A 20051-nucleotide genomic window follows, 5' to 3' on the forward strand; every position below is an offset into this window, starting at 1 on the left:
GATGATGCAAAACGTCTGCTCGGACGACGAGCTCTCAACATTGCTGCAGTCCAACCCTGCGGTGCTGCTGCTATATGGCGGGGCAAGTTGTGGCGTCTGCCAGGCTATCAAGCCCCAACTGGAGCGCCTTTCCAGTGAACAATTCCCGAAGCTGGTTACTGCCTACATTGATTGCCAGGCATCAGCCGGTGCGCTGTGTGCGGCTCAGGGTATTTTCTCGCTGCCGGTGGTGCAGTTATGGTTTGAGGGGCAGCGATTTGCGGAATTCGCCAGGGTGTTTTCAATCGGCGAGGTGCGGGTAGCTCTTGAACGGCCATATGGGCTTTTGATCGAGTGCTGAGCCCTCTCTGTACTCGTGGCAGGACCCAAATCTCGCTGTGCGGATTGGCTACGGCTCGCAGATGCCCCTAACAAACACCAGCAGTTCATTATTGGCGGGCATTGCAAAATCGTCCCGGAGTTGCAGGCCAACGGCCTCGGCCAGCTCAGACAGGGCTTCAATATCTCGGATGCCCATGTGGGGTGCTTGGGATTTCAGCGACTGATCAAACGCCTTGTTGCTCTCGCTGGTGTACCCGCCCTTATGCTTGAACGGTCCGTACAGGCAGAACGCACCGTCTTTTTGAAGGCAGGCGCCGACACCTTGAAACATCTTTTCAACTTCCTCCCAGGCCATGATGTGAGCTGTGTTTGCTGAGAATGCCCATCGACAGGCGGACACAGGCCATGGCATTTGGTTTACGTCCAGCTCAAGGATTGGGAGGACGTTGGGCAAGGCGGCCTGTTGCAGTCGGGCAACGGCCAGGTGCGCCGCTCTGGGGTGGTCGGTGGGCTGCCATTTCAGGTGTGGCAGAGCCGCAGCGAAGTGCTCGGCGTGCTGGCCGGTGCCGGTTCCTATTTCCAGGACGGTACCTGGTGCCATAAAGACGTCACGCAGTTTTTCCAGAATGGGGGCTTTGTTGTTTTCGCAGGCCTGGGAGTAAGGCAAGGGGGTGTTCATTTGAGCTCTCCTTCTTCAGGGTGGCACACAGCATGTTGCGTGGTCGGCGATGACTGGTTTTACCAAAGCGTGGCATTCAAGGGTAAACTGCGGGACGTTTTATGTCTGACGAATCTCTGAAAATAAACCATAGGAAATCCAACATGCTAAAAGTGCGAACGCTGTCGCCGGTGCGATCGCCCATTAGTGCAGACAGCGAGCGTCGCGCTGCGGATACCCTGAAACAGATGGCGGAGGCTGGCTCCAGTGCCGGCGGATTGGTCAATCTGTTAGCTGAAACCGACACCCTCAGTAGCTTTGAATGGCCGTGGGCCAATGGCTACGGGACGCTTGAGCACGATAACCTGCCAGCGTTCTTCCAACCCTTCGCATGTTACTCGGTTGCGATGGGTGACGTGTCTTTGCCTTCTGATATCAGCCAACTATTGGTCAACAACGGAGGTGCGATCGAGTGCTGTCGTTTGTACCTTTACGATGACACAGTCGCCTTGCTCCAGCTGGATGTGGCCTTTGAAACCAGCGAATCTGGCCTTGGTGATCTGCTCCGAGGGCATAGCCTGGACGGCGCGCTTTCCAATCTGGCCAAACGGGTCTATGAGCACGCGGTATACCCGGCGTTTCACCAGTACGCACTCGGATTCCGCAAGAGCAGGCGATACAAAGCCTCCGGCGCGGTCTCGTACCTTCGAGATCCGAAGAAGCTTACGGTGTTTCGGGATGTTTCGTTCGATTCGCCGGAAGCGCCAGACACCTATGTGCTGTGGACAGGGCGATACGTGGTGACGCCTCCGAGCACCCTGAACGGTCCGCTTGGAGACAGTCTGCGACTTTGGGCGTCGTATACCGGATCAACGGAGGCTTTGTTGGAGGCCAGACAGTTTGTGGGCTCGGGCAACATCCTGGCGGTTGCGGACGATGCCGAGGCTCAGGCGGACAACTGGCTGCGCGGCCTGTCCGTCTGCCAGCTTTACAATGCCGTGTTGTCGATATACGGCGGTATCCTGAAGTCCAGTTATTCGGAGCTTAACGACTTTGCGGGCTCGCGACACCGCAGTAAAGATTTGCATCGGCTGATGGCCGACATTACGAAGACCTTGGACCATCTGGAATTCACTCGCCTTGAATTCAATGAGGCCATCATCGGGGTTCAGGCTGAGCGAGCCAAGGTGGTCAGAGCTGCGTATGCGGCCTGGAATCTCGGCGAGCTGATTGAGGGTTCCCTGGAGCGCACGAGCTTGATTCGCTCCAAGATCTCCCGCCTGCTGGAGGCACGAAAAAGCCAGCTTGATCGTTCGGTTGAATTGATTCTTGTCGGTATCGGTGGCGTTGCCGTTATTGATCTGTTTATTTCGTTGACGACTGCTTCCCGGAGCCTGGACCGTGATGATATTCCCGGAGTGCTGGATGTGTTTGAGTGGCTCCAGCCGGATGGTTCCATTGCGCTGTCGACGACCATTCTTGTGCTGATCTCGTTCTACATCTATCTCGCCAAGCGTTGATGAAAAGGAGTTTGCCATGTCGGGCAGTGAAAGAATTCGTTTTCTTGTAATTCTGTCAGCAGAACCGGGACAGATCCCTCGGGCGAGTGAGCAGATCGCTCGGCAGCTTTCCCGGAAGTTTGGGGGGGCGACGGTGATGGGGGGGCTGGATAGTTCCTGGCTCGCCGGTTACTGGGCTGAAGATGGCCATGCCTTCAAAGGCGAATACGATGGCGAGGTTCACAAGGAGTCCGTGTTCGCCGTCATGCTGATGGTGCTACCGGAAGACGAGGCCCGGGCCTTTGCTGAAATCCGGAATGCCGTGAGGCAAGCGGTGTCCGATTTTGGCCTGAACAGCCGCCACATTCATGTGGAGGTGAGTTCCGTGCGATCACGGCACTTCGATATTCAGGATCATGAGCCTGACTAAGTGTCTTCGAGCATGATCGCCCATGGCCACCTTCACGGCCAGGGCGTTCAACATCTCTGACCAAGGGCGGGGGTTACTCGGCCTCGACGGTTTCGTTCAGCAGTTCCGGCTTTTTCAGTGCCTTGGTGAACAATTCTTTTTCTTCCGCAATGGCCAGGGCGCACTGTTCTGCCAGCTCTTCAGACAGGCCGCCGACCTTACGTTGCAGGAAGGTGGTAATCTCTTCGGACAGTTCAAGAACCTTGTCCCGGGCATCGGCTTCTGCTTTGGACGAAAACAACATTTTGTCCGGGTTTTTCAGTGCCATGTCCAGTCCGTCCCTCTCGGAATAGTAGAGTGCTTTTACGCCCATGGTATGCCATCGCCTCCGGGGTAATGATGGTTGGTAAGACCGTTAATGAAATCACAGCTTATCACGAATAGTGTATATTTATACAGTATTTTGCTGCGTCATCCTGTCCTCTTTTGCTGTTCCAGCGCCGGACCCGGCCCCCGTATGATGGATTGTCAGACATCAGCTCCGGAGTCCTGAAATGAAAGCCAGAACAACCATAGCCGGTACTCAACCCACGCCGCCCCCCAAGACCAAGGCGCCCATTCCCGAAGTCCGTCAGCCGGATTTTGACCTGGCGGAAGACGTGCCCAAGTATTGGTGGGATAACGATCCGGCCAAAACGCTGTTGCTGGCGGCGTTGTCCGCAAGTTTCCCGCCTGGTGAGCGCTTCTTTATCGACTCCGTACGCCATTATCAGAAAGAGATTACAGACCCGGAGCTAAAGGCGGCAGTGCGAGCGTTCATCGGCCAGGAGGCGCACCACTCAAAAGAGCACGAGGCCCTGAACGGATACATGCAGGCGCGCGGCATCAACCTCAAACGCCTTGAGCGCGAGGTGATGTGGCTGATGAATGTGCTGCGCAAGCGGCTGAGCCCGGAGCGCCAATTGGCCCATACGGTGGCGGTGGAGCATTTCACGGCACTGATGGCAGAGGAATTCCTCCTGAAATATGACGCTCTGGAAGAGATGGACCCGCGTATGGCCCCCATCTGGGCCTGGCACGCGATTGAGGAATCCGAGCATAAAGCCGTGGCGTTCGACGTGTATAAGACCATCGGAGGCAGCGAGTTTGTCCGGTTGACCGAGATGATGGTGGTGAGCGTGCTGTTTCCAGTCTCCAGCGGTATTCATCTGATTCAACTGATGAAAGAGGACGGCCAGTTGTTCAATCTGAAATCCTGGGCGAACGGTCTCAATTACATGTGGGGCAAGCCAGGTGTATTCCGCAAACTCCTGCCCTCTTACTTCAAGTACTACAGCCCCGGCTTTCATCCATGGAATCACGATGCCCGTGATCTGGTGGAGAAAGCCAAACGGAAGTGGCTCGCTCCGGTGATGAAAAAGGCCGCGTGACGCCTAACACATTTGCTACCATGTCGGACTTTTCACTGGGTTGAGGATCTAAGTCCGGCAAGATGAATGCGCCTTTCACGCTGCGGCCTTACCAACAGGAAGCGGTCGACGCCACGCTGAACCACTTCCGTAAATCGGATGAATCTGCGGTCATTGTGCTGCCGACCGGTGCCGGTAAGAGCCTGGTGATTGCCGAGCTGGCTCGCCTTGCGCGCCGAAAGATCCTGGTGCTGACTCATGTGAAGGAACTGGTGGAGCAGAATCACGCCAAGTATCAGAGTTATGGTTTGTCGGGGGGAATCTTTGCGGCCGGGCTAAAGCGCAAGGAGAACCACCATCAGGTGACCTTTGCCAGCGTGCAGTCGGTGGCGGCGAATCTGGACCAGTTCCGGGATGAATACTCGCTGGTTATTATCGATGAGTGCCACCGGGTGAGTGGCGAGGAAACCAGCCAGTACCAGCGGATCATTGAGCTTTTACGGCAGCAGAATGACTCCCTGAAGGTGCTTGGGCTCACCGCCACTCCCTACCGCCTGGCCATGGGATGGATCTATCGTTACCACTACCGGGGTTTTGTTCGTGGTTCTGATGACGAACAGGACAAGCCTTTCCGGCACTGCATCTACGAATTGCCCCTGAGCTACATGATCAACCGTGGTTACCTCACCCGGCCTGAATTGGTTAACGCCGCCGTGGCCCAATACGATTTCTCCACGCTGACGCAGGACCGTTTTGGCGAATACGCCGAGAAAGACGTCAACCAATTGTTGAGCAAACATCAGCGGGTGACACGTGCCATCATCGAACAGGTGATGGAGATGGCGGCCGAGCGCCAGGGGGTGATGATTTTCGCGGCGACAGTGCAGCACGCGCAGGAAATTGCCGGGTACTTGCCCGAGCAGGAAACCGCCCTGGTGACCGGCGCGACTGATCTGCGAGATCGCGACCAGCTGATCCAGCGCTTCAAACAACGGCAGTTGAAGTACCTGGTGAATGTGTCTGTGCTGACGACCGGGTTTGATGCCCCCCATGTGGACCTGATCGCCATCTTGCGGCCTACTCAGTCTGTAAGCCTGTATCAGCAGATTGTCGGCCGAGGCTTGCGGTTGGATGAGGGGAAACGGGATTGCCTGGTGATTGATTACGCTGGCAATCATGTCAATCTGCATCATCCGGAAGTTGGGGAGCCGAAGCCCAACCCCGACAGTGAACCGGTGCAGGTGTTCTGCCCGGGCTGCGGTTTTGCCAACATCTTCTGGGGCAAAACCGACAGCGACGGGCGTGTCGTTGAGCATTATGGCCGCCGGTGCCAGGGCCTGCTGGAGCCTGCTGACGATGACCGAGGGCGGCCACAGCAATGTGACTACCGGTTCCGCTTCAAGGAGTGCCCACATTGTGGCGCTGAGAACGACATCGCTGCCCGCAACTGCGGGCACTGCCACCAGGCCATTATCGACCCGGATGATCAACTGCGGGATGCCCTGAAGCTTAAGGATGCCATGGTCATCCGTTGCGCCGGGGTTTCGCTTGCCGTAGAAGGCCAAAAACTTCGGATCACTTACCACGGAGAAGACGGGGAGGAACTCCGGGAGTCGTTTGATTTCAGCAAGCCCGCCCAGCGAGCCGTGTTCAACAAGCTGTTTGGACGACGATTTGCCAATGGTCAGGCTCCGAAAGTCTTTGCCCGGGCAAATGAGGTGCTGGAGATGCAGGTACTGTTACCCGCGCCGGATTTCGTGATTGCTCGCAAGCAGAAGCACTACTGGCAGGTGCAGGAGCGAATCTTCGATTATCGGGGGCAGTATCGTAAGGCGTATTGACTGGCTAAACGATGCTCGGGTGGCGCATTGGATGCCATCTGGTCTATCGCCCTGTATGATTCGGACATAATCTCTCGTCAGCTTTCAAGCGGTGTTTACTCGGATCATGTCGGTAACCCTTCGAACCACAGTGCTCGTGCTGCTCCTGCTTGTAGCGGGGTTAGGGCATGCAAAGATCTACAAATGGGTAGATGAGCACGGCAAGGTGCACTTCAGCGACCGCCAGGACCATAGCGTTAAGCAGGAAGTGGTTAACGTGAAGCCCAGGGCCTCGAAGTGGTCGCGTTTTGATATCCGCATTGAAACGGTCGATCTGGAGCTGACTGCCGAGGAAAACCAGCAGATTGTCGATGGCGTGAACCATGTTTACGAGTTTTTCGACCGTGTGCTGTCTTTCGATATGTACCGGACGGTGCCGGTTAATATTCTGATTTTCAAGGATATGGTCAGTTACCGGAACTACCTGATTCAACGGGACAGGGGCTGGGCGGTTGCATCCTACGGTTTGTACATGCCATCTGAGCATCAGATCGTGGTTTATATTCAGGAGGACAGGGAACGCACCTTCAGAACCATCAAGCATGAGGTCAGTCATGCGGTTGTCGATACCATCGTCCCCTATGCTCCCGCCTGGTTGAACGAGGGGCTTGCTGAGCAGATGGAGATGCTGGAACGGGATGACTCTGGCTTGTATTTTGAGAGTCATCCGGAAAACCGATGGATTGTCGCGAAAGCCCGTGAGCAGGGCCGGTTAACCCGCATCGACCAATTCCTGAAACTGCCCAGCAACAAGTGGCGACACTCCGATATGTCTGGTAGCGGCAGCGTGCGTGCCCAGGCTGGCCAGTTTGTCTATTTCCTGCTTGCCAAGCCCACGCGCCGCAGTTTTCTGGTGCGGCTGATGCATAACTTCAACCGAGGTGACCGCACACTCTCGTATTACCTGGTAGACGACAACTACATCGGCGGGGTCAACATGTTAGGCCTGGACTGGCGGCGGTGGTTGCTTGCTCAGGAGGAGGGGGATATCCGGTTGTAGCAGGTTCTTGCAGTGGACCCGATCAGAATAATGGCGGCAACAATCGGATGGAATCCATAACCAGAGTGGGGTTTACTCTCCCTGTCCACAATGAATAAAGGGTGATGTCATGCCTGGTTCACCAGAGCAGCAACGGCGATCAGACAGGGATACCGGAGGCATAGCTTCCCATGGTGATGCCCGTGTGGCCCGGCTGGTCAAGGTGGCCCATCACATTGAATCCCACGCCGATGAGCCACTCACGCTCGCGAGCCTGGCGAAGCTGGCGGCCTTGTCTCCGGCCCGTCTGCAGAAGCAGTTCAAGGAGGCTTTCGGGGTGTCTCCAAAAGCCTATCAGGATGCCGTCCGTATGCGGCGCTTCAAGCAGTCTCTTCAAGACGGCGACAAGGTGACGGATGCGATTTTTGCCTCCGGCTATGGTTCGGTCAGTCGTGTCTATGGTGAAGCGCACCGTAGCATCGGTATGTCGCCCAAGACCTATCGGGCCGGTGGTGCGGGTGAGGTCATCGTTTATGCCTGTCGAATGACCGCACTGGGGCTGATGACGATGGCGGCCACGGACCGCGGCGTATGCTTTGTGGAATTCGGTGATGATGAAGCGTCGCTGATGGCCCAGTTGAGGTCGGAGTTCCCCAATGCAGATCTGAACGCTTCACCCGCCCGGAACGCCCCAGAGCTTGATGCCTGGATGGACGCTCTGGATAAGCATATCAGTGCCGGTGCACCACGGCCGGATTTGCCGTTGGATATGCGTGGCACGGCGTTTCAGGTAAAGGTTTGGCAGTTCCTGTTGAGTATCCGTGAAGGCGATGTTCTTAGCTACTCTGAGGTCGCCGCAAAGATCGACAAGCCCAGGGCGGTGCGGGCCGTGGCCTCCGCTTGTGGCAAGAACCGGATTGGTTTGTTGATTCCCTGCCATCGTGTATTGCGAAGCGATGGTGGGCTTGGCGGTTATCGCTGGGGATTGGAGCGAAAGCGGGCGTTGTTGGAGGCAGAGCGGAGAAGTGTGACGAGGGAATAAACGATCCCAAAATGCTCCGACAGCAATTTTTTCCTGTTTCAGTTATACTGGAGCGCTTATATTGGCGAATAAGCCAATAGCGAACCGGGGAAATATCATGAGCAAGAAAGTCGTAAAAGCTGTTTTAACGTCTGCTGAGATTGAAGAGCAGACAGCTGCCTTTTTAAAGTCCGGTGGGCGTGTTGAATATGTGGTTAAAGGTAAAAGCGCACAATTAACTGCTGCCGGCCCTAAACAGATTAATCTGAAGAGTAATTAAGAGTTTTCGATAGCGGGATGGGCTGGGGAACATAAATCTGGCCGGATCTGAGCAATAAAAAAGGCAGCCGAGGCTGCCTTTTTTACGTATTGGCCGTTAGTTACAGGCCAATAACGTTCTCAGCTTGCGGGCCTTTCTGGCCTTCAGTCACGGTGAATTCCACTTCCTGGCCTTCGGCCAGAGTTTTGAATCCGCCACCCTGAATCGAGCTGTAATGAACGAAAACGTCTGCGCCGTTTTCACGAGTAATAAAGCCAAAACCTTTTGCTTCATTGAAGAACTTAACGTTGCCTTTGATAGTAGACATAATCATTATCCTGATTTTAATCAATTGGTTGCCGTCAGCAGGTCGTTGTGACCTCTAATCAGCGATAGGCGGGAAACAAAAAACGCGCAGGATCAAAAACAGGACAGTAGGTTTGACAACACAAAAGGTCTTATTCGTGAAATGCTTTGCTAAATCTTTCCAACGAAATAGACAGTACGCTAAATAACAGGCGTTGCATAGAAAAGTTTTCAGAAACGGGAAAATACCTATTTCTGGAATTATTTCTCGAGTTTGCCATCGATCTTAAACCTTGCCATAAAATATCGTAACCATTAGTTGCCATCTTGGGGGCTACACTCTACTCAATCATGGATCTGATATGAGGCATAGCTGCGGTTATGAGTCACAACGAGGAAAGCCCGGGTGTCGGGTCGGGTTCTGGCGAACAGGACTCAACCACGGCCCTGATTGAAGCCATCAATATCCGCAGCATGTCGTTGATTGTGCTGACCAGCATCGCCTCCCTGTATTTTATCGACTGGGCCCAGCCTGTTCTGCTGCCGCTTGTGGTCGCAGTTCTGATCAGTTTCGCCCTGGATCCGCTGGTGGCAACACTGGATCGGATTCACATACCCCGTCCATTGGGTGCAGCTCTGGTTCTTTGCACACTGATAGCGATTCTGGCGGCGGCAAGTGTGCCGCTCAAGCAGGAAGCCATGGCCATGCTGGACAAGATCCCCCAGGCCATCAAGGAGCTTCAGCGTGAAGATGCGTCTGCGTCCGAGGATGAAGAAAGCATCATGGAAAAAGCCCAGATTGCCGCCAAGCAGATTGAGGAAACCGCCGAGAAAAGCCAGGAGGAACCGGCTGTTCAGGCCGGCGTGACACCCGTACGGGTGGTGGATGAGCCGATGGACGTTCGTGACTATGTCATCCGCAATTCGCCGGCCACAATAGTTCTTATTTCCCAGATGTTTTCTGTGCTTCTACTGGTGTTTTTCCTGCTTTCCGTCGGCAAGCTATACCGGCGTAAGATCGTTAGAATATCCGGCCCGTCGTTCCGGCGTATGCGCAAGGCGGCACGAATTATGAACGAGCTGCATCACCAGGTACGCCGGTTCCTTTTTGTCATGGTCATCAGTGCGCTTTTTGTCGGCATTCTCACCTGGCTGGCATTCCTGCTATTAGGAGTTGAGCAAGCGGCTTTGTGGGGCGTGGTGGCTGGTATTGCCAGTGGTGTGCCGTATCTGGGGCCTTTCCTGGTTCTGGTCGGCTCTGGGGTGGCCGCATTTCTGCAGTTCGGCGAGCTCAATACTGCCGTGATTGTTGCGCTTACATCGCTGGTCATCACCAGTATTCAGGGGAATCTGCTGATGCCGTGGCTGACGAGTTACGTCTCCAGTTTGAATGCCGTCGCCATTTTTATCGGGTTGTTGTTCTGGGGTTGGTTGTGGGGGCCAGTGGGCTTGATTGTGGCTACGCCCATTCTCATGATCGCAAAATCCGTGTGCGATTATGTGGTGAACTTTCGTCCGGTAGGAGAGTTGTTGGGTAAATGATTCGGGTGTGACCACAGCTTCAATCCTTGATGACTTCTCGCTCGAATCGGCCAAGCACGACCACGATAATCAATGAAAGCACCGTCACCATGCTGGCAAGGGCCAGGGTGCCAAGGCCGCAGGCTACGCCAATGGCGCCGGATACCCAGATGGAGGCTCCCGTGGTAATGCCCTGAACATTGCCGCGGCTCTGGATGATACTGCCGGCGCCCAGAAAGCCAATGCCGCCAATCACGCCTTCGACAATGCGTGTGGGGTCAATTCGGGCGGAAGGGTCGCCTTCCGCCGTGGCGAGCAAAATGTGCATGCCCATCATGATGAATGCGGATGCCCCCACGGAGACGAGCATGTGCGATCGCAGTCCCGCTGGCTTCCCTCGTAGTTCACGTTCAAGCCCAAGCACCAGTGCCAGGCCAGCCGCCATAAGCAGTCGAATGACCATGTCCATTAAGGGGATTTCGCTTTCCAGCACAGATCGTCTCCTGGTCTTTCAGTTTTGTTTGTATCTGCTCACGCAGATTAGCAGGTAAGGCCGGGATCGTCCTTTTATGAGGTTACTGCCGGCACGGTTCCGTGCCATATTGGCAATTCCATATCCTCGGGATCTTCGTTGGGGCCACCGGTCCGGCTCTTGAATGAGCCTTCCTCAATCGGTATCCGGAACAGCGCGGTTGCCCGGCGCTCCTTCTGGTTCGGTGCCCGTACCTGCTCCCAACGTCCTGGCTCAATCTGGTTGATGATGGCCCGGAATGCGGCGTCGAATTCTGCAGAGTCTTCCACGAGCTGTGCGCAGCCGAACAACACCAGAGATTCGTAGTTGGCGCTGTGGTGGTACGCAGACTTGGTCAAAACCCATTCATTGGTGACGGCAAACGAGATGCAAAGGAGTTGGCCCGAGCCGAGGCGTTTTGACAACCGGCCTCCATTAAGAGTGTGAACGTACAGGTGGTCATCCATTCGCCAGGCGGTAATCGGGATGATGCGGGGCTCGCCGTCCTCCACAAAGCCCAGGTGCGCGGTTTTGAGTCGGTCAATCAGCGTATAGGCAACCTGGCGGTCCACCGACGCTCTTTTGGCAGCCCGCCTCACGGTGCTCCTTGGGCAGGACGTGAGAGGTGAGGCTTGTTGAGTATTTGACTGATTCATTCGGTGGTCCTCAAGGCTGTGGGTTGGACAGTTGCGTTCTATTTCACGTCACTTCTGATACCCTCAAAAGACCCAGACTGTGTTTTTTTATAGGACCAGTGATTGTGATTGATGATATTCGGTTTGATGCTGGCCAACCTCTGCAGCTTCAGCTCTATCGACAGTTGGCTGATCGAATTCTGGCTCAACGTTACCCTCCGGGACACCGGTTGCCGTCCAGTCGCCAGATGGCGGAGGATCTTGGCGTCAGTCGGAACACTGTGAATGCGGTCTACGATCAGTTGAAGGCAGAAGGCTTCCTTCAGAGCCGGGCGGGTAGGGGAGTATTCGTTCACGAGGATATCGTGTCGGCTATCGAACCGGCGGGGAAAAAGTTGAAAATGCCCTCCGGCGGGAGTTCCCGACTGCCTCCACTGCCAGATCGGGTGCGCGGGACTCCCCGCAGAGCGGAAGATGCCTGCCTGCCATTTCAACCCGGCCTGCCGGATCTGGACGCCTTTCCCGTCAACGCCTGGAACCGTGTGCTGCACCATCAGGAAAGCCGGCGGGGGCTTCGCGGTTATGACAGCACTCAGGGCTACCTGCCGCTGCGGACGGCCATTGCGAACTACCTCCGAACGTCGCGTGGCGTGCGTTGCCATGCCGATCAGATTGTGATCACCAATGGTGCGCAGCAGGCCTTGTCGTTGCTGGCGGATGTGTTTCTGAGTCCCGGCGATCGTGTCCTATGCGAGAATCCGGGCTATCGAGGTGCCCGCAATGCGTTGGGGCGCCTTGGCAATCCGTTGGTGCCCATTCCCCTGAAAAATCAGGTTCTTGATGTGACCGCGTTGCCACATCTGGGCTCCGCCAGGTTGCTGTTCTGCACCCCCACCCATCAATATCCCATGGGGGGGATTCTGGACCTCTCCCAACGGATGGCCCTGGTGCAGTGGGCTCGGCAGAACGATTGCTGGATAGTGGAAGACGACTATGACAGCGAATTTCATTTCTTCAACAAGCCGTTTGCGGCGGTGCAGGGTATGTTCGACAATGCGCCGGTACTGTACGTGGGAAGTTTCAGCAAAACGCTGCTGCCGGCATTAAGAGTGGGATATGTCGTTCTTCCGGAGGAAGTAGTGGAGCCGGTGCTCTGGGCCAAACAGGTCAGTGGTGGCGAAACGCCCTTGCTGATACAGGCCACTATTGCCGAGTTTATGGAGAGTGGCCAGTTCGTTCGACACGTTCGCCGGATGCGTCAGTTGTATCGGGACAAGTGGCAATACTTCCAGGACGCGGTGCAGAGGAAACTCGGGGATCTGGTGCACCCGGTGGCCGAGAGTGCGGGTATGCATCTGGTGCTTGAAGGCCGGTTTGATGACTCAGCCTTGAGTGGATGGCTGAGGAAACAAGGCTTTGGCAGCACGCCATTGAGTGCGCACTACATCGGAGATACCGCATCATCCGGTCTGGTCATGGGGTTTGCCAGTGCCAGTGAGCGGGAAATGGAGGATTGCGTCAGCATCCTCAGAAGCGCGTTAACCCGAATGTAACCGCAGCTTGTAATTGACTCAAAATCCGTCGGAATAGCAAAGGGAAGCAGCATGACAACACCATCCGAGGCGAGACAGCGCGCCATTCTGGATCGTCTTGACCGGTTCAGTCGTCTGATGGACAGCAACATCGGCCTTCCATTTACCAGGTTCCGGATTGGCATAGAGGCCATCATCGGGCTGTTACCGGTGGTTGGTGATATGGCTGGCCTGATCCTGTCGGGCTATGTGCTGGTAGAAGCGCAACGGGCGGGCGCCAGCAAGGCTGTGAAGTTAAGAATGCTCAGAAATATGGTCATCGATTTCCTGGGTGGCCTGTTGCCGGTGGTGGGAGATGCCTTTGATGCCGTGTATAAGGCGAATACTCGCAATACCAGACTGCTGAGAAACTATCTTGAGAAGCAATTGGCGATTGAACCACCGCCACCGCCGTTCCCCTGGGGAACGCTGATTGGCTTGTCGATCCTGTTTGCGGTGATAACCGGTGGTTTGTCACTCATTCTTTGAACACCCGAACTGACTATGGATAGAGCATGATGCTGGACGCACTTCAGGCCAATGGCCTTATGCAGATACTACTACTGACATTGATGGCCGGTCTTGCAATGCCTGTGGGCGCAGCACTGGCATCGGTGGAGCGTATTCACCCGCGCTGGCTGGAAACCGAGGTGCGGCACAGTGTGATCGCGTTTGGCGGTGGCGCGCTGCTGGCGGCTGTTGCGCTGGTACTGGTGCCAGAAGGGACGGCTAACTTGTCCATGGTGGGCATCGTTGTCTGTTTTGCCGGAGGCGGTATCAGCTTTATGCTTCTGGATCGATGGCTGGCTGCCAACGGCACACCGGCGAGCCAGTTGGTGGCCATGCTTTCGGATTTTGTGCCGGAAGCCATGGCCCTCGGCGCCACTTTCTCGGTGTCCAGTGAGGGCGGAATTCTGCTGGCCGGCATCATTGCGTTGCAGAATATTCCCGAGGGCTTTAACTCCTATCGGGAACTGGTGGACGCGACCCATTATCGAGGATTGAAGATTGTGGGTGCCCTGGCGCTGATGGCGTTGCTTGGGCCGGTGGCCGGTGCCCTTGGTTACTTTCTGCTGTCGGATGCCCCGAGTGTGGTATCCGGCATCATGCTGTTTGCGGCAGGGGGTATTCTCTACATCATTTTCCAGGACATAGCGCCTCAGGTACGCCTGAAAAAACACTGGGCGCCACCATTGGGGGCGCTTGCGGGCTTCCTGCTTGGGGTGATGGGAGAGGTGGCGTTATCCGGATAGGGGACGTTCCGGCGTAGTTTGGCTATCATTCTGTCCTTTATGCGTTGTTTACTTTTTATTTTCCCAGAACAGGAGATTAACCGTGGCGGATACATCACTTAAGGAAAAACTTTCCAGCGCAGTCAAGGACGCAATGCGGAGCAAGGACAAAGATCGCCTGGTGACGCTACGTATGGCTCAGGCTGCGGTGAAGCAGATTGAGGTCGACGAGCGCCGGGAACTCACTGATGACGATGTTCTGAAGGTGCTGGACAAGATGTTGAAACAGCGCCGGGACGCCGCTGCACAATATGATGACGCAGGCCGGGGCGAACTGGCAGACAAAGAGCGCTCGGAGATGGTGATCATCGAGGAGTTTATGCCTGCCGCGCTGTCTGAGGACGATCTGGATGCGCTTATCCGCGAAACCATTAACGCGACGGGAGCCTCCGGTATGCAGGACATGGGAAACGTGATGAATGAACTCAAGCCTCAGGTGCTCGGCCGGGTGGATATGGGGCATCTGAGCAAGAAAGTTCGAGCTGCGCTGGCGGGCTAAGCCAGCGCTGGGACCGCGGCCTGGTCAGGCGAAGTCGTAGTCTCCACCTTTCTCCAGTGCTCTCTGGTACGCGGGGCGCGCATGCACCCGCGCTACCCATGCCTTGATGTTTGGCCTGTCGTTACCAACGATGCCCCTGGCGACGGACGCCTCCAGAGGAAAGCTCATCTGAATATCCGCCGCACTCAGCTGTTCCCCAAGAAACCAGGTGTTTTTGGCCAGTTGTGACTCCACGAAGTCCAGGTGGGTCTTGATCATCGGGCCGATAAAAATCTGGTTGGTTTTGTCCGAAATTCCTTTGGCGATCGGCTTGATAAAGAACGGCATTGGGCTGGTCTTCACCTTTTCAAACACCAGGCGCATGACCAGCGGTGGCATCAGTGAACCCTCGGCATAGTGCATCCAGTAGGTGTAATCCAGCCACTGTTGGCCTCCGGCTTCGGGCAGCATGGTGTCTTTACCATAGGTGTGCGCCAGATATTCGATGATGGCACCGGATTCGGCAACCACCAGATTTCCGTCGGTGATGACCGGCGACTTTCCGAGCGGGTGCACCTTCTTGAGACTGGCTGGAGCCAGCATGGTTTCAGGGTCGCGCTCATAGCGCTGGATCTCGTAGGGTACGCCCAGTTCTTCCAGCATCCAGAGAATGCGTTGTGAACGTGAATTATTGAGGTGGTGAACTGTGATCATTCGGAAGCTCCGTTCCCGTTTTATAAGTGGTCAGGGTAGTACAGTAGGCTGAAAAAGGCTGATTGGTTCACTCGAAATGTAGTATTCCGCTGTTACCTATCCCTGTTGAAAGTGGCGCATGATGGATATGCATTGTTGATCAAACAGGGAGGAATGAACATGTCGAATAAAAAACTGTTGCTGCTGGCCGGCGATTTCACCGAAGACTACGAGACCATGGTGCCGTTCCAGGCACTGACCATGCTGGGCTACGAAGTACACGCGGTTTGCCCGGAAAAGAAATCCGGCGACAGCGTGAAAACCGCCATCCATGATTTCGAAGGTGACCAGACTTACACCGAAAAGCCGGGTCATAACTTCGCGCTCAATTACGATTTCGATAAGGTTCAGGTTGATGACTATGCTGGGCTGGTGATTCCCGGTGGTCGGGGCCCGGAGTACCTGCGCCTGAATGAGCGGGTGATTGAGATCGTGCAGGCGTTCAACAACGCGGGCAAACCCATTGCGTCGGTTTGTCATGGCGCCCAGATCCTGGCCGCCGCCGGAGTGCTGGAGGGGCGCGAGTGCAGTGCCTATCCTGCCTGTGGGCCCGATGTGAAAATGGCGGGTGGTCGTTACATGGACATTCCGGTCGATCAGGCTCACGTTCAGGGCAACCTGGTGACGGCTCCGGCCTGGCCTGCCCATCCGGCATGGCTGTCAGCGTTTGCTAAACTGCTTGGTGCTGAGATCTCGATCTAGTCTTAACCCGGCAGCCTCCGCTGGAGGCTGCCGTTATCACAGGAGACCGACTCCATGTGTGAACTCTATGTGAAAGCCGACCCGATCCTGTTTGAAAGTCGGTCCCGTTCTCTCCGTATCCGGGGGGTGGTCACAACGCTTCGGCTTGAGAACCAGTTCTGGGATATTCTCCGGGAGATTGCCGAAGTGGACGGCATGACCACCAATCAGCTTATCACCAAACTCCACGAAGAGGTGATGGAACTGAGAGGTGAAGTAGAGAACTTCGCCTCCTTTCTCCGTGTAAGCTGCACACGCTATCTGGCGCAGCGCGAAGCCCGTCCCGTTCCCCTGATAACGGCTCATTCATCGGGTAAGGCCCAGTCCCGGGTCGCGTCGGTCCCTTGAATTATCCGCCGTCCGGGCGCAGCTAGTAGGGTAGGTTCATTTCACACAACTGACAGGGGAGGCACCCCATGCATGTATTCATTGCCGGAGCCAACGGGCAGATCGGGCGTTTTCTATTACAGGGAATCGCGGATAGCAGGCATGAGGCACGAGCACTGGTTCGCCACGCAGACCAGGGGCCGGAGTTGCAGCAGCTTGGTGCCACGGAAACGGTGATTGGCGACCTGGAGCAGGATTGCAGCGAAGCGATGCGGGGCTGTGACGCCGTTATCTTTACGGCCGGGTCCGGCCCCCATACTGGTCCGGACAAGACGGTAGATGTGGATCAGGATGGCGCGATTCGACTCGTGGATACCGCCAAGGCCATGGGCATCAAACGTTTCATCATGGTCAGCAGTATGCGAGCTGAAGAGCCCGAAAAAGGCCCTGAAAAGCTTCAGCATTACCTGCGTGCCAAGCGTAATGCCGATGAACACCTGAAAAGCAGTGGTCTGAATTACACCATTGTGCGCCCTGGCCGACTTACCAATGACGATGGCAACGGTAAGGTGTCGGTCAGCGAGCGACTGGACGCGTTCGGAGAGATTCCTCGCCAGGACGTTGCCCGGGTTCTGTCGGCTGTGCTGGATTCTGACAATACCGGCAATTGCGTTTTTGATGTAGTGTCTGGAGATGTGCCGGTGCGTGATGCGCTGGCGAACCTGTAAGCCGCATCCGCCGGCATGATCAACAAGAGAGCCGCAATGAGCGATAACCCGTTAGCCTCGATTCTGGAAATGGATGGCGAAGAACGCTACGACTATTTTCTGGATGCTGTGGTGGAAGAGCGCGAGCTCTGGATACTGGTCAATGGCGATAACCAGTTTCTCAAAATTGTCTCGGAGGAAGATGGCGTCGGGTATCTCCCGGTGTGGCCCGCTGAGGACTTTGCAGCAGATTATGCAGGGCCTTCGGGTGACCTGAGCCCCAAAGCGATTTCATTGCCGGACTTCTTCAAAAAGTGGGTGCCCGGGTTAAGCCGTGACGGGCTTGAGGTGGGTGTTTTTCCGGGCGCCGACAGTGAGCTATGGATAACGCAGCCGGAAGAGCTGAAGCAGGATCTTCAGGACGTGTTGTCGGGATCTTTCTGATCCCGGCTACACCAGAAAATTCCCCCTCTCTGATACGGTCAGTTCCACTTCTTCGCTTCGATCCTTCAGGGCGACCCCTGAGGTGCCCAGTCGCCTGGCTTCCTTAAGAAGGTAGATCACTTTCTCGCTCGCCTGTTCCACCCCCAGTCCGGCAGGGCGGATGTTGGATACGCAGTTGCGGCGGGCGTCTGGCAGCCCCGGCTCGGGATGATGAGTAAGGTAGACGCCGAGGCTGTCGGGTGAGCTGAGCCCCGGTCGCTCGCCGATCAGTACCACCACTTGTTGTGTCCCGAGCACCTGGCCTATGTGGTCGCCAATCGCTACGCGCCCCTGTTCTACCAGCAGGGGTGCTGCAACCCGCCACTCAGAGCCGTCATGGGCCAGTTTCCGGAGGAAGCTGCGCATGAACGCCGGGGCGTTTTGCTGCACGGCTCTGGCTGACAGTCCGTCGGCGATCACGATGGCCAGATCAGGGGGCTCAGCAGAGCCTGTTTTCGACGATTGTAGACGGCTGCTGGATGATTCGCTCAGAACACGCCCCAGATCCGGCCTTTGCAGGTAGCAGGCCCGGTCTGGTGCCTGGCTCTGAAGTTGAATCGGTGGGCCCAGGGCCGACATCTCGGGTATCTGCTGGAATTCGATGATCAACTGCTCAATATCCAGTGGATGGTGCACGGCATCCCTGGCTCGGGCATGGGCCAACTGAAACTCAAGAAGCTCCGCTGTGGGGAGGCTGACGCCCGCCCTGCCAAGGCCGATGCGGGCTGGGGTGTACTGGCGCAGACCTCGCCAGGGGTTGTGAACGACGGTCGGGAACTTTGAGTTGGGCTCTCCTTCGCGGGCCGGAGAGGCTGTGGCGGAAGGCCGCTGGTATGTCGTTATTCAGCGACACCCGATCCGAATCCTCGAAAATCTGCATGGCGTGCAACCATTGCTCGAACTCCGGTGCCGGTTTCAGGTTGAGCACACGGCGGGCGTAAAGGGCGTCGTGGAATGACGTGGTCTGGTAATTGAGCATGATGTCATCTGACCCTGGAATGCCCATGATGAATGTGCACCCGGCGACTCCGAGCAGCGTCAGCAGGATATCCATATCATTCTGGTCGGCTTCGGCGTGGTTGGTGTAGCAGATGTCGCAACCCATCGGCAGCCCGAGCAGCTTTCCGCAGAAATGATCCTCCAGGCCTGCCCGGGTGATCTGCTTGCCATCATAGAGATATTCCGGGCCGATAAAGCCGACCACCGTATTCACCAGCAGCGGGTCAAAATGGCGGGCGACCGCGTAGGCCCTGGCCTCGCAGGTTTGCTGGTCAAGGCCGTGGTGAGCATTGGCGGAGAGGGCGCTACCCTGACCGGTTTCAAAGTACATTACGTTTTGGCCGACGGACCCGCGTTTCAGGCTCAGAGCGGCTTCCTGGGCCTCTTTCAGGGTGGCGAGGCTGAATCCGAAACTCTGGTTGGTGGCTTCGGTGCCGCCTATAGACTGAAAAACCAGATCTACGGGCGCCCCCTGTTCGATGGCTTCGAGGGTGTTGGTCACGTGCGTAAGCACGCAAGACTGAGTTGGAATGTCGTAGCGCTGGATTACTTCGTCGACCATGGTCAGTAGCCGCTTGGTTTGAGCCACGTTATCGGTCGCTGGATTAATGCCGATGACGGCGTCGCCATTGCCATAAAGCAGGCCATCAAGAATGCTGGCGGCGATGCCTGCCATGTCATCTGTAGGGTGGTTCGGTTGCAGCCGGGTGGAAAGGCGCCCCGGCAACCCGACGGTGTTTCGGAATGCCGTGGTTATCTGGCATTTCTGCGCAACCAGGATCAGATCCTGGTTGCGCATGAGCTTGCTGACCGCCGCCACCATTTCCGGCGTCAGACCGGGACGCAGTCGTGCCAGCACCTCCGGCGAGGCGTTATCGCTCAGAAGCCAGTTCCGGAAATCGCCAACCGTCAGGTGAGAAACGGGGGCGAAGGCGGCGGCGTCATGAGAGTCCATGATCAGGCGGGTTACCTCATCCGTTTCATAGGGAATCAGGGCGTCGGTCAGAAATGTCTTGAGTGGCAGGTCGGCCAGACACATTTGTGCCAGTACCCGCTCTTCAGCCGACGCTGCGCCAACGCCGGCGAGATGATCGCCTGAGCGCTCTGGCGTTGCCTTTGCCATCAAGGTCCCCAGGTCCCTGAAATCCATGGTCTGAAATCCCATACGGTACGTGTACTGGCCACTCATGGTCTTCTCCTTTAATCCCGGGGGCGACTCTGGCATGCCCGCATCAAATTCCTTTAACTACACTGTAGTTTCTTGAAGCGGATGCTGTCTCTCAATTTGCCAA

General features: G+C 56.1%; 25 protein-coding genes. 17 read left to right on the forward strand and 8 right to left on the reverse strand.

Annotation, left to right across the window (positions count from 1 at the left end; translation table 11 throughout):
- Positions 1–340: thioredoxin family protein (locus B3Y70_RS04480; protein ID WP_022992830.1), on the forward strand; the 340-nt coding region annotated here is incomplete at its 5' end.
- A 48-nt stretch (positions 341–388) separates the two neighbouring features.
- On the opposite strand, the gene B3Y70_RS04485 is transcribed toward B3Y70_RS04480, so the two are convergent.
- Entirely contained in the window at positions 389–1000 is a 612-nt protein-coding gene (locus B3Y70_RS04485) for a DUF938 domain-containing protein (protein WP_199452413.1), read from the reverse strand.
- Between the two features lie 143 nt (positions 1001–1143).
- Between B3Y70_RS04485 and B3Y70_RS04490 the strand changes: the two genes are divergently transcribed.
- Complete coding sequence (locus B3Y70_RS04490; protein ID WP_199452412.1) at positions 1144–2499, forward strand: hypothetical protein; 1356 nt, start codon at positions 1144–1146, stop codon at positions 2497–2499.
- 16 nt (positions 2500–2515) lie between these two features.
- A complete protein-coding gene (locus B3Y70_RS04495) occupies positions 2516–2908 on the forward strand; it encodes a hypothetical protein (protein ID WP_199452411.1) in 393 nt (130 codons plus the stop codon).
- A gap of 73 nt (positions 2909–2981) precedes the next feature.
- Here the strand turns inward: B3Y70_RS04495 and B3Y70_RS04500 are convergent, their stop codons facing one another.
- Positions 2982–3260 (reverse strand): YebG family protein, encoded by a 279-nt coding sequence (locus B3Y70_RS04500; protein WP_022992826.1) that lies wholly within the window; start codon positions 3258–3260, stop codon positions 2982–2984.
- A 181-nt stretch (positions 3261–3441) separates the two neighbouring features.
- On the opposite strand from B3Y70_RS04500, the gene B3Y70_RS04505 reads away from it, so the two are divergent.
- From B3Y70_RS04505 to B3Y70_RS04525, 5 genes are all read left to right on the forward strand, one after another.
- Positions 3442–4317 (forward strand): metal-dependent hydrolase, encoded by an 876-nt coding sequence (locus B3Y70_RS04505; protein WP_286893427.1) that lies wholly within the window; start codon positions 3442–3444, stop codon positions 4315–4317.
- Positions 4318–4379: 62 nt separating this feature from the next.
- Positions 4380–6137, forward strand: coding sequence for a DEAD/DEAH box helicase (locus tag B3Y70_RS04510; protein WP_286893429.1), 1758 nt, complete (start codon positions 4380–4382; stop codon positions 6135–6137).
- A gap of 106 nt (positions 6138–6243) precedes the next feature.
- Positions 6244–7176 carry a DUF4124 domain-containing protein gene (locus B3Y70_RS04515; RefSeq protein WP_286893431.1) on the forward strand — a complete coding sequence of 311 codons (933 nt, stop codon included), beginning with the start codon at positions 6244–6246 and terminating at the stop codon, positions 7174–7176.
- A 109-nt stretch (positions 7177–7285) separates the two neighbouring features.
- Complete coding sequence (locus B3Y70_RS04520; RefSeq protein WP_286893433.1) at positions 7286–8197, forward strand: methylated-DNA--[protein]-cysteine S-methyltransferase; 912 nt, start codon at positions 7286–7288, stop codon at positions 8195–8197.
- Positions 8198–8294: 97 nt separating this feature from the next.
- A complete protein-coding gene (locus B3Y70_RS04525) occupies positions 8295–8456 on the forward strand; it encodes a hypothetical protein (RefSeq protein ID WP_023008498.1) in 162 nt (53 codons plus the stop codon).
- Between the two features lie 100 nt (positions 8457–8556).
- Here the strand turns inward: B3Y70_RS04525 and B3Y70_RS04530 are convergent, their stop codons facing one another.
- Positions 8557–8763, reverse strand: a complete 207-nt coding sequence (locus B3Y70_RS04530; protein ID WP_011786397.1) for a cold-shock protein — start codon at positions 8761–8763, stop codon at positions 8557–8559.
- Positions 8764–9122: 359 nt separating this feature from the next.
- Here B3Y70_RS04530 and B3Y70_RS04535 point away from each other — a divergent pair, with 359 nt between their 5' ends.
- Positions 9123–10283 carry an AI-2E family transporter gene (locus B3Y70_RS04535; RefSeq protein WP_286893437.1) on the forward strand — a complete coding sequence of 387 codons (1161 nt, stop codon included), beginning with the start codon at positions 9123–9125 and terminating at the stop codon, positions 10281–10283.
- Positions 10284–10302: 19 nt separating this feature from the next.
- Here B3Y70_RS04535 and B3Y70_RS04540 read toward each other — a convergent pair whose 3' ends face one another.
- Positions 10303–10755: an MgtC/SapB family protein gene (locus B3Y70_RS04540; protein WP_011786395.1), complete on the reverse strand. Its 453-nt coding sequence runs from the start codon at positions 10753–10755 to the stop codon at positions 10303–10305.
- A gap of 74 nt (positions 10756–10829) precedes the next feature.
- Positions 10830–11345 carry a pyridoxamine 5'-phosphate oxidase family protein gene (locus B3Y70_RS04545; protein WP_286893439.1) on the reverse strand — a complete coding sequence of 172 codons (516 nt, stop codon included), beginning with the start codon at positions 11343–11345 and terminating at the stop codon, positions 10830–10832.
- 188 nt (positions 11346–11533) lie between these two features.
- On the opposite strand from B3Y70_RS04545, the gene B3Y70_RS04550 reads away from it, so the two are divergent.
- From B3Y70_RS04550 to B3Y70_RS04565, 4 genes are all read left to right on the forward strand, one after another.
- Positions 11534–12961 carry a PLP-dependent aminotransferase family protein gene (locus tag B3Y70_RS04550; protein ID WP_286893441.1) on the forward strand — a complete coding sequence of 476 codons (1428 nt, stop codon included), beginning with the start codon at positions 11534–11536 and terminating at the stop codon, positions 12959–12961.
- Positions 12962–13012: 51 nt separating this feature from the next.
- Positions 13013–13468, forward strand: a complete 456-nt coding sequence (locus B3Y70_RS04555) for a DUF4112 domain-containing protein (RefSeq protein ID WP_286893443.1) — start codon at positions 13013–13015, stop codon at positions 13466–13468.
- A 26-nt stretch (positions 13469–13494) separates the two neighbouring features.
- Positions 13495–14232: a ZIP family metal transporter gene (locus B3Y70_RS04560; RefSeq protein ID WP_023009196.1), complete on the forward strand. Its 738-nt coding sequence runs from the start codon at positions 13495–13497 to the stop codon at positions 14230–14232.
- Between the two features lie 82 nt (positions 14233–14314).
- On the forward strand, positions 14315–14770 hold the full coding sequence (locus B3Y70_RS04565) for a GatB/YqeY domain-containing protein (RefSeq protein ID WP_011786390.1): 456 nt from the start codon (positions 14315–14317) through the stop codon (positions 14768–14770).
- 24 nt (positions 14771–14794) lie between these two features.
- Here the strand turns inward: B3Y70_RS04565 and B3Y70_RS04570 are convergent, their stop codons facing one another.
- Positions 14795–15463: a glutathione S-transferase family protein gene (locus B3Y70_RS04570; protein ID WP_114435461.1), complete on the reverse strand. Its 669-nt coding sequence runs from the start codon at positions 15461–15463 to the stop codon at positions 14795–14797.
- Between the two features lie 159 nt (positions 15464–15622).
- Between B3Y70_RS04570 and B3Y70_RS04575 the strand changes: the two genes are divergently transcribed.
- From B3Y70_RS04575 to B3Y70_RS04590, 4 genes are all read left to right on the forward strand, one after another.
- On the forward strand, positions 15623–16204 hold the full coding sequence (locus tag B3Y70_RS04575) for a DJ-1/PfpI family protein (RefSeq protein WP_014422317.1): 582 nt from the start codon (positions 15623–15625) through the stop codon (positions 16202–16204).
- A 54-nt stretch (positions 16205–16258) separates the two neighbouring features.
- Positions 16259–16591, forward strand: coding sequence for a ribbon-helix-helix domain-containing protein (locus B3Y70_RS04580; RefSeq protein ID WP_011786387.1), 333 nt, complete (start codon positions 16259–16261; stop codon positions 16589–16591).
- A gap of 68 nt (positions 16592–16659) precedes the next feature.
- Positions 16660–17298: an SDR family oxidoreductase gene (locus B3Y70_RS04585; protein WP_286893451.1), complete on the forward strand. Its 639-nt coding sequence runs from the start codon at positions 16660–16662 to the stop codon at positions 17296–17298.
- 36 nt (positions 17299–17334) lie between these two features.
- Positions 17335–17721 carry a DUF2750 domain-containing protein gene (locus B3Y70_RS04590; RefSeq protein ID WP_041654930.1) on the forward strand — a complete coding sequence of 129 codons (387 nt, stop codon included), beginning with the start codon at positions 17335–17337 and terminating at the stop codon, positions 17719–17721.
- A gap of 6 nt (positions 17722–17727) precedes the next feature.
- On the opposite strand, the gene eutC is transcribed toward B3Y70_RS04590, so the two are convergent.
- A complete protein-coding gene (gene eutC, locus B3Y70_RS04595; RefSeq protein ID WP_286893476.1) occupies positions 17728–18504 on the reverse strand; it encodes an ethanolamine ammonia-lyase subunit EutC in 777 nt (258 codons plus the stop codon).
- Entirely contained in the window at positions 18431–19948 is a 1518-nt protein-coding gene (locus B3Y70_RS04600) for an ethanolamine ammonia-lyase subunit EutB (protein ID WP_286893454.1), read from the reverse strand. The genes eutC and B3Y70_RS04600 overlap by 74 nt, the downstream gene beginning before the upstream one ends.
- Positions 19949–20051 lie beyond the last annotated feature (103 nt).

It is taken from the genome of Marinobacter sp. UBA5687, from assembly GCF_002420325.1.
GTDB lineage: Bacteria > Pseudomonadota > Gammaproteobacteria > Pseudomonadales > Oleiphilaceae > Marinobacter > Marinobacter nauticus.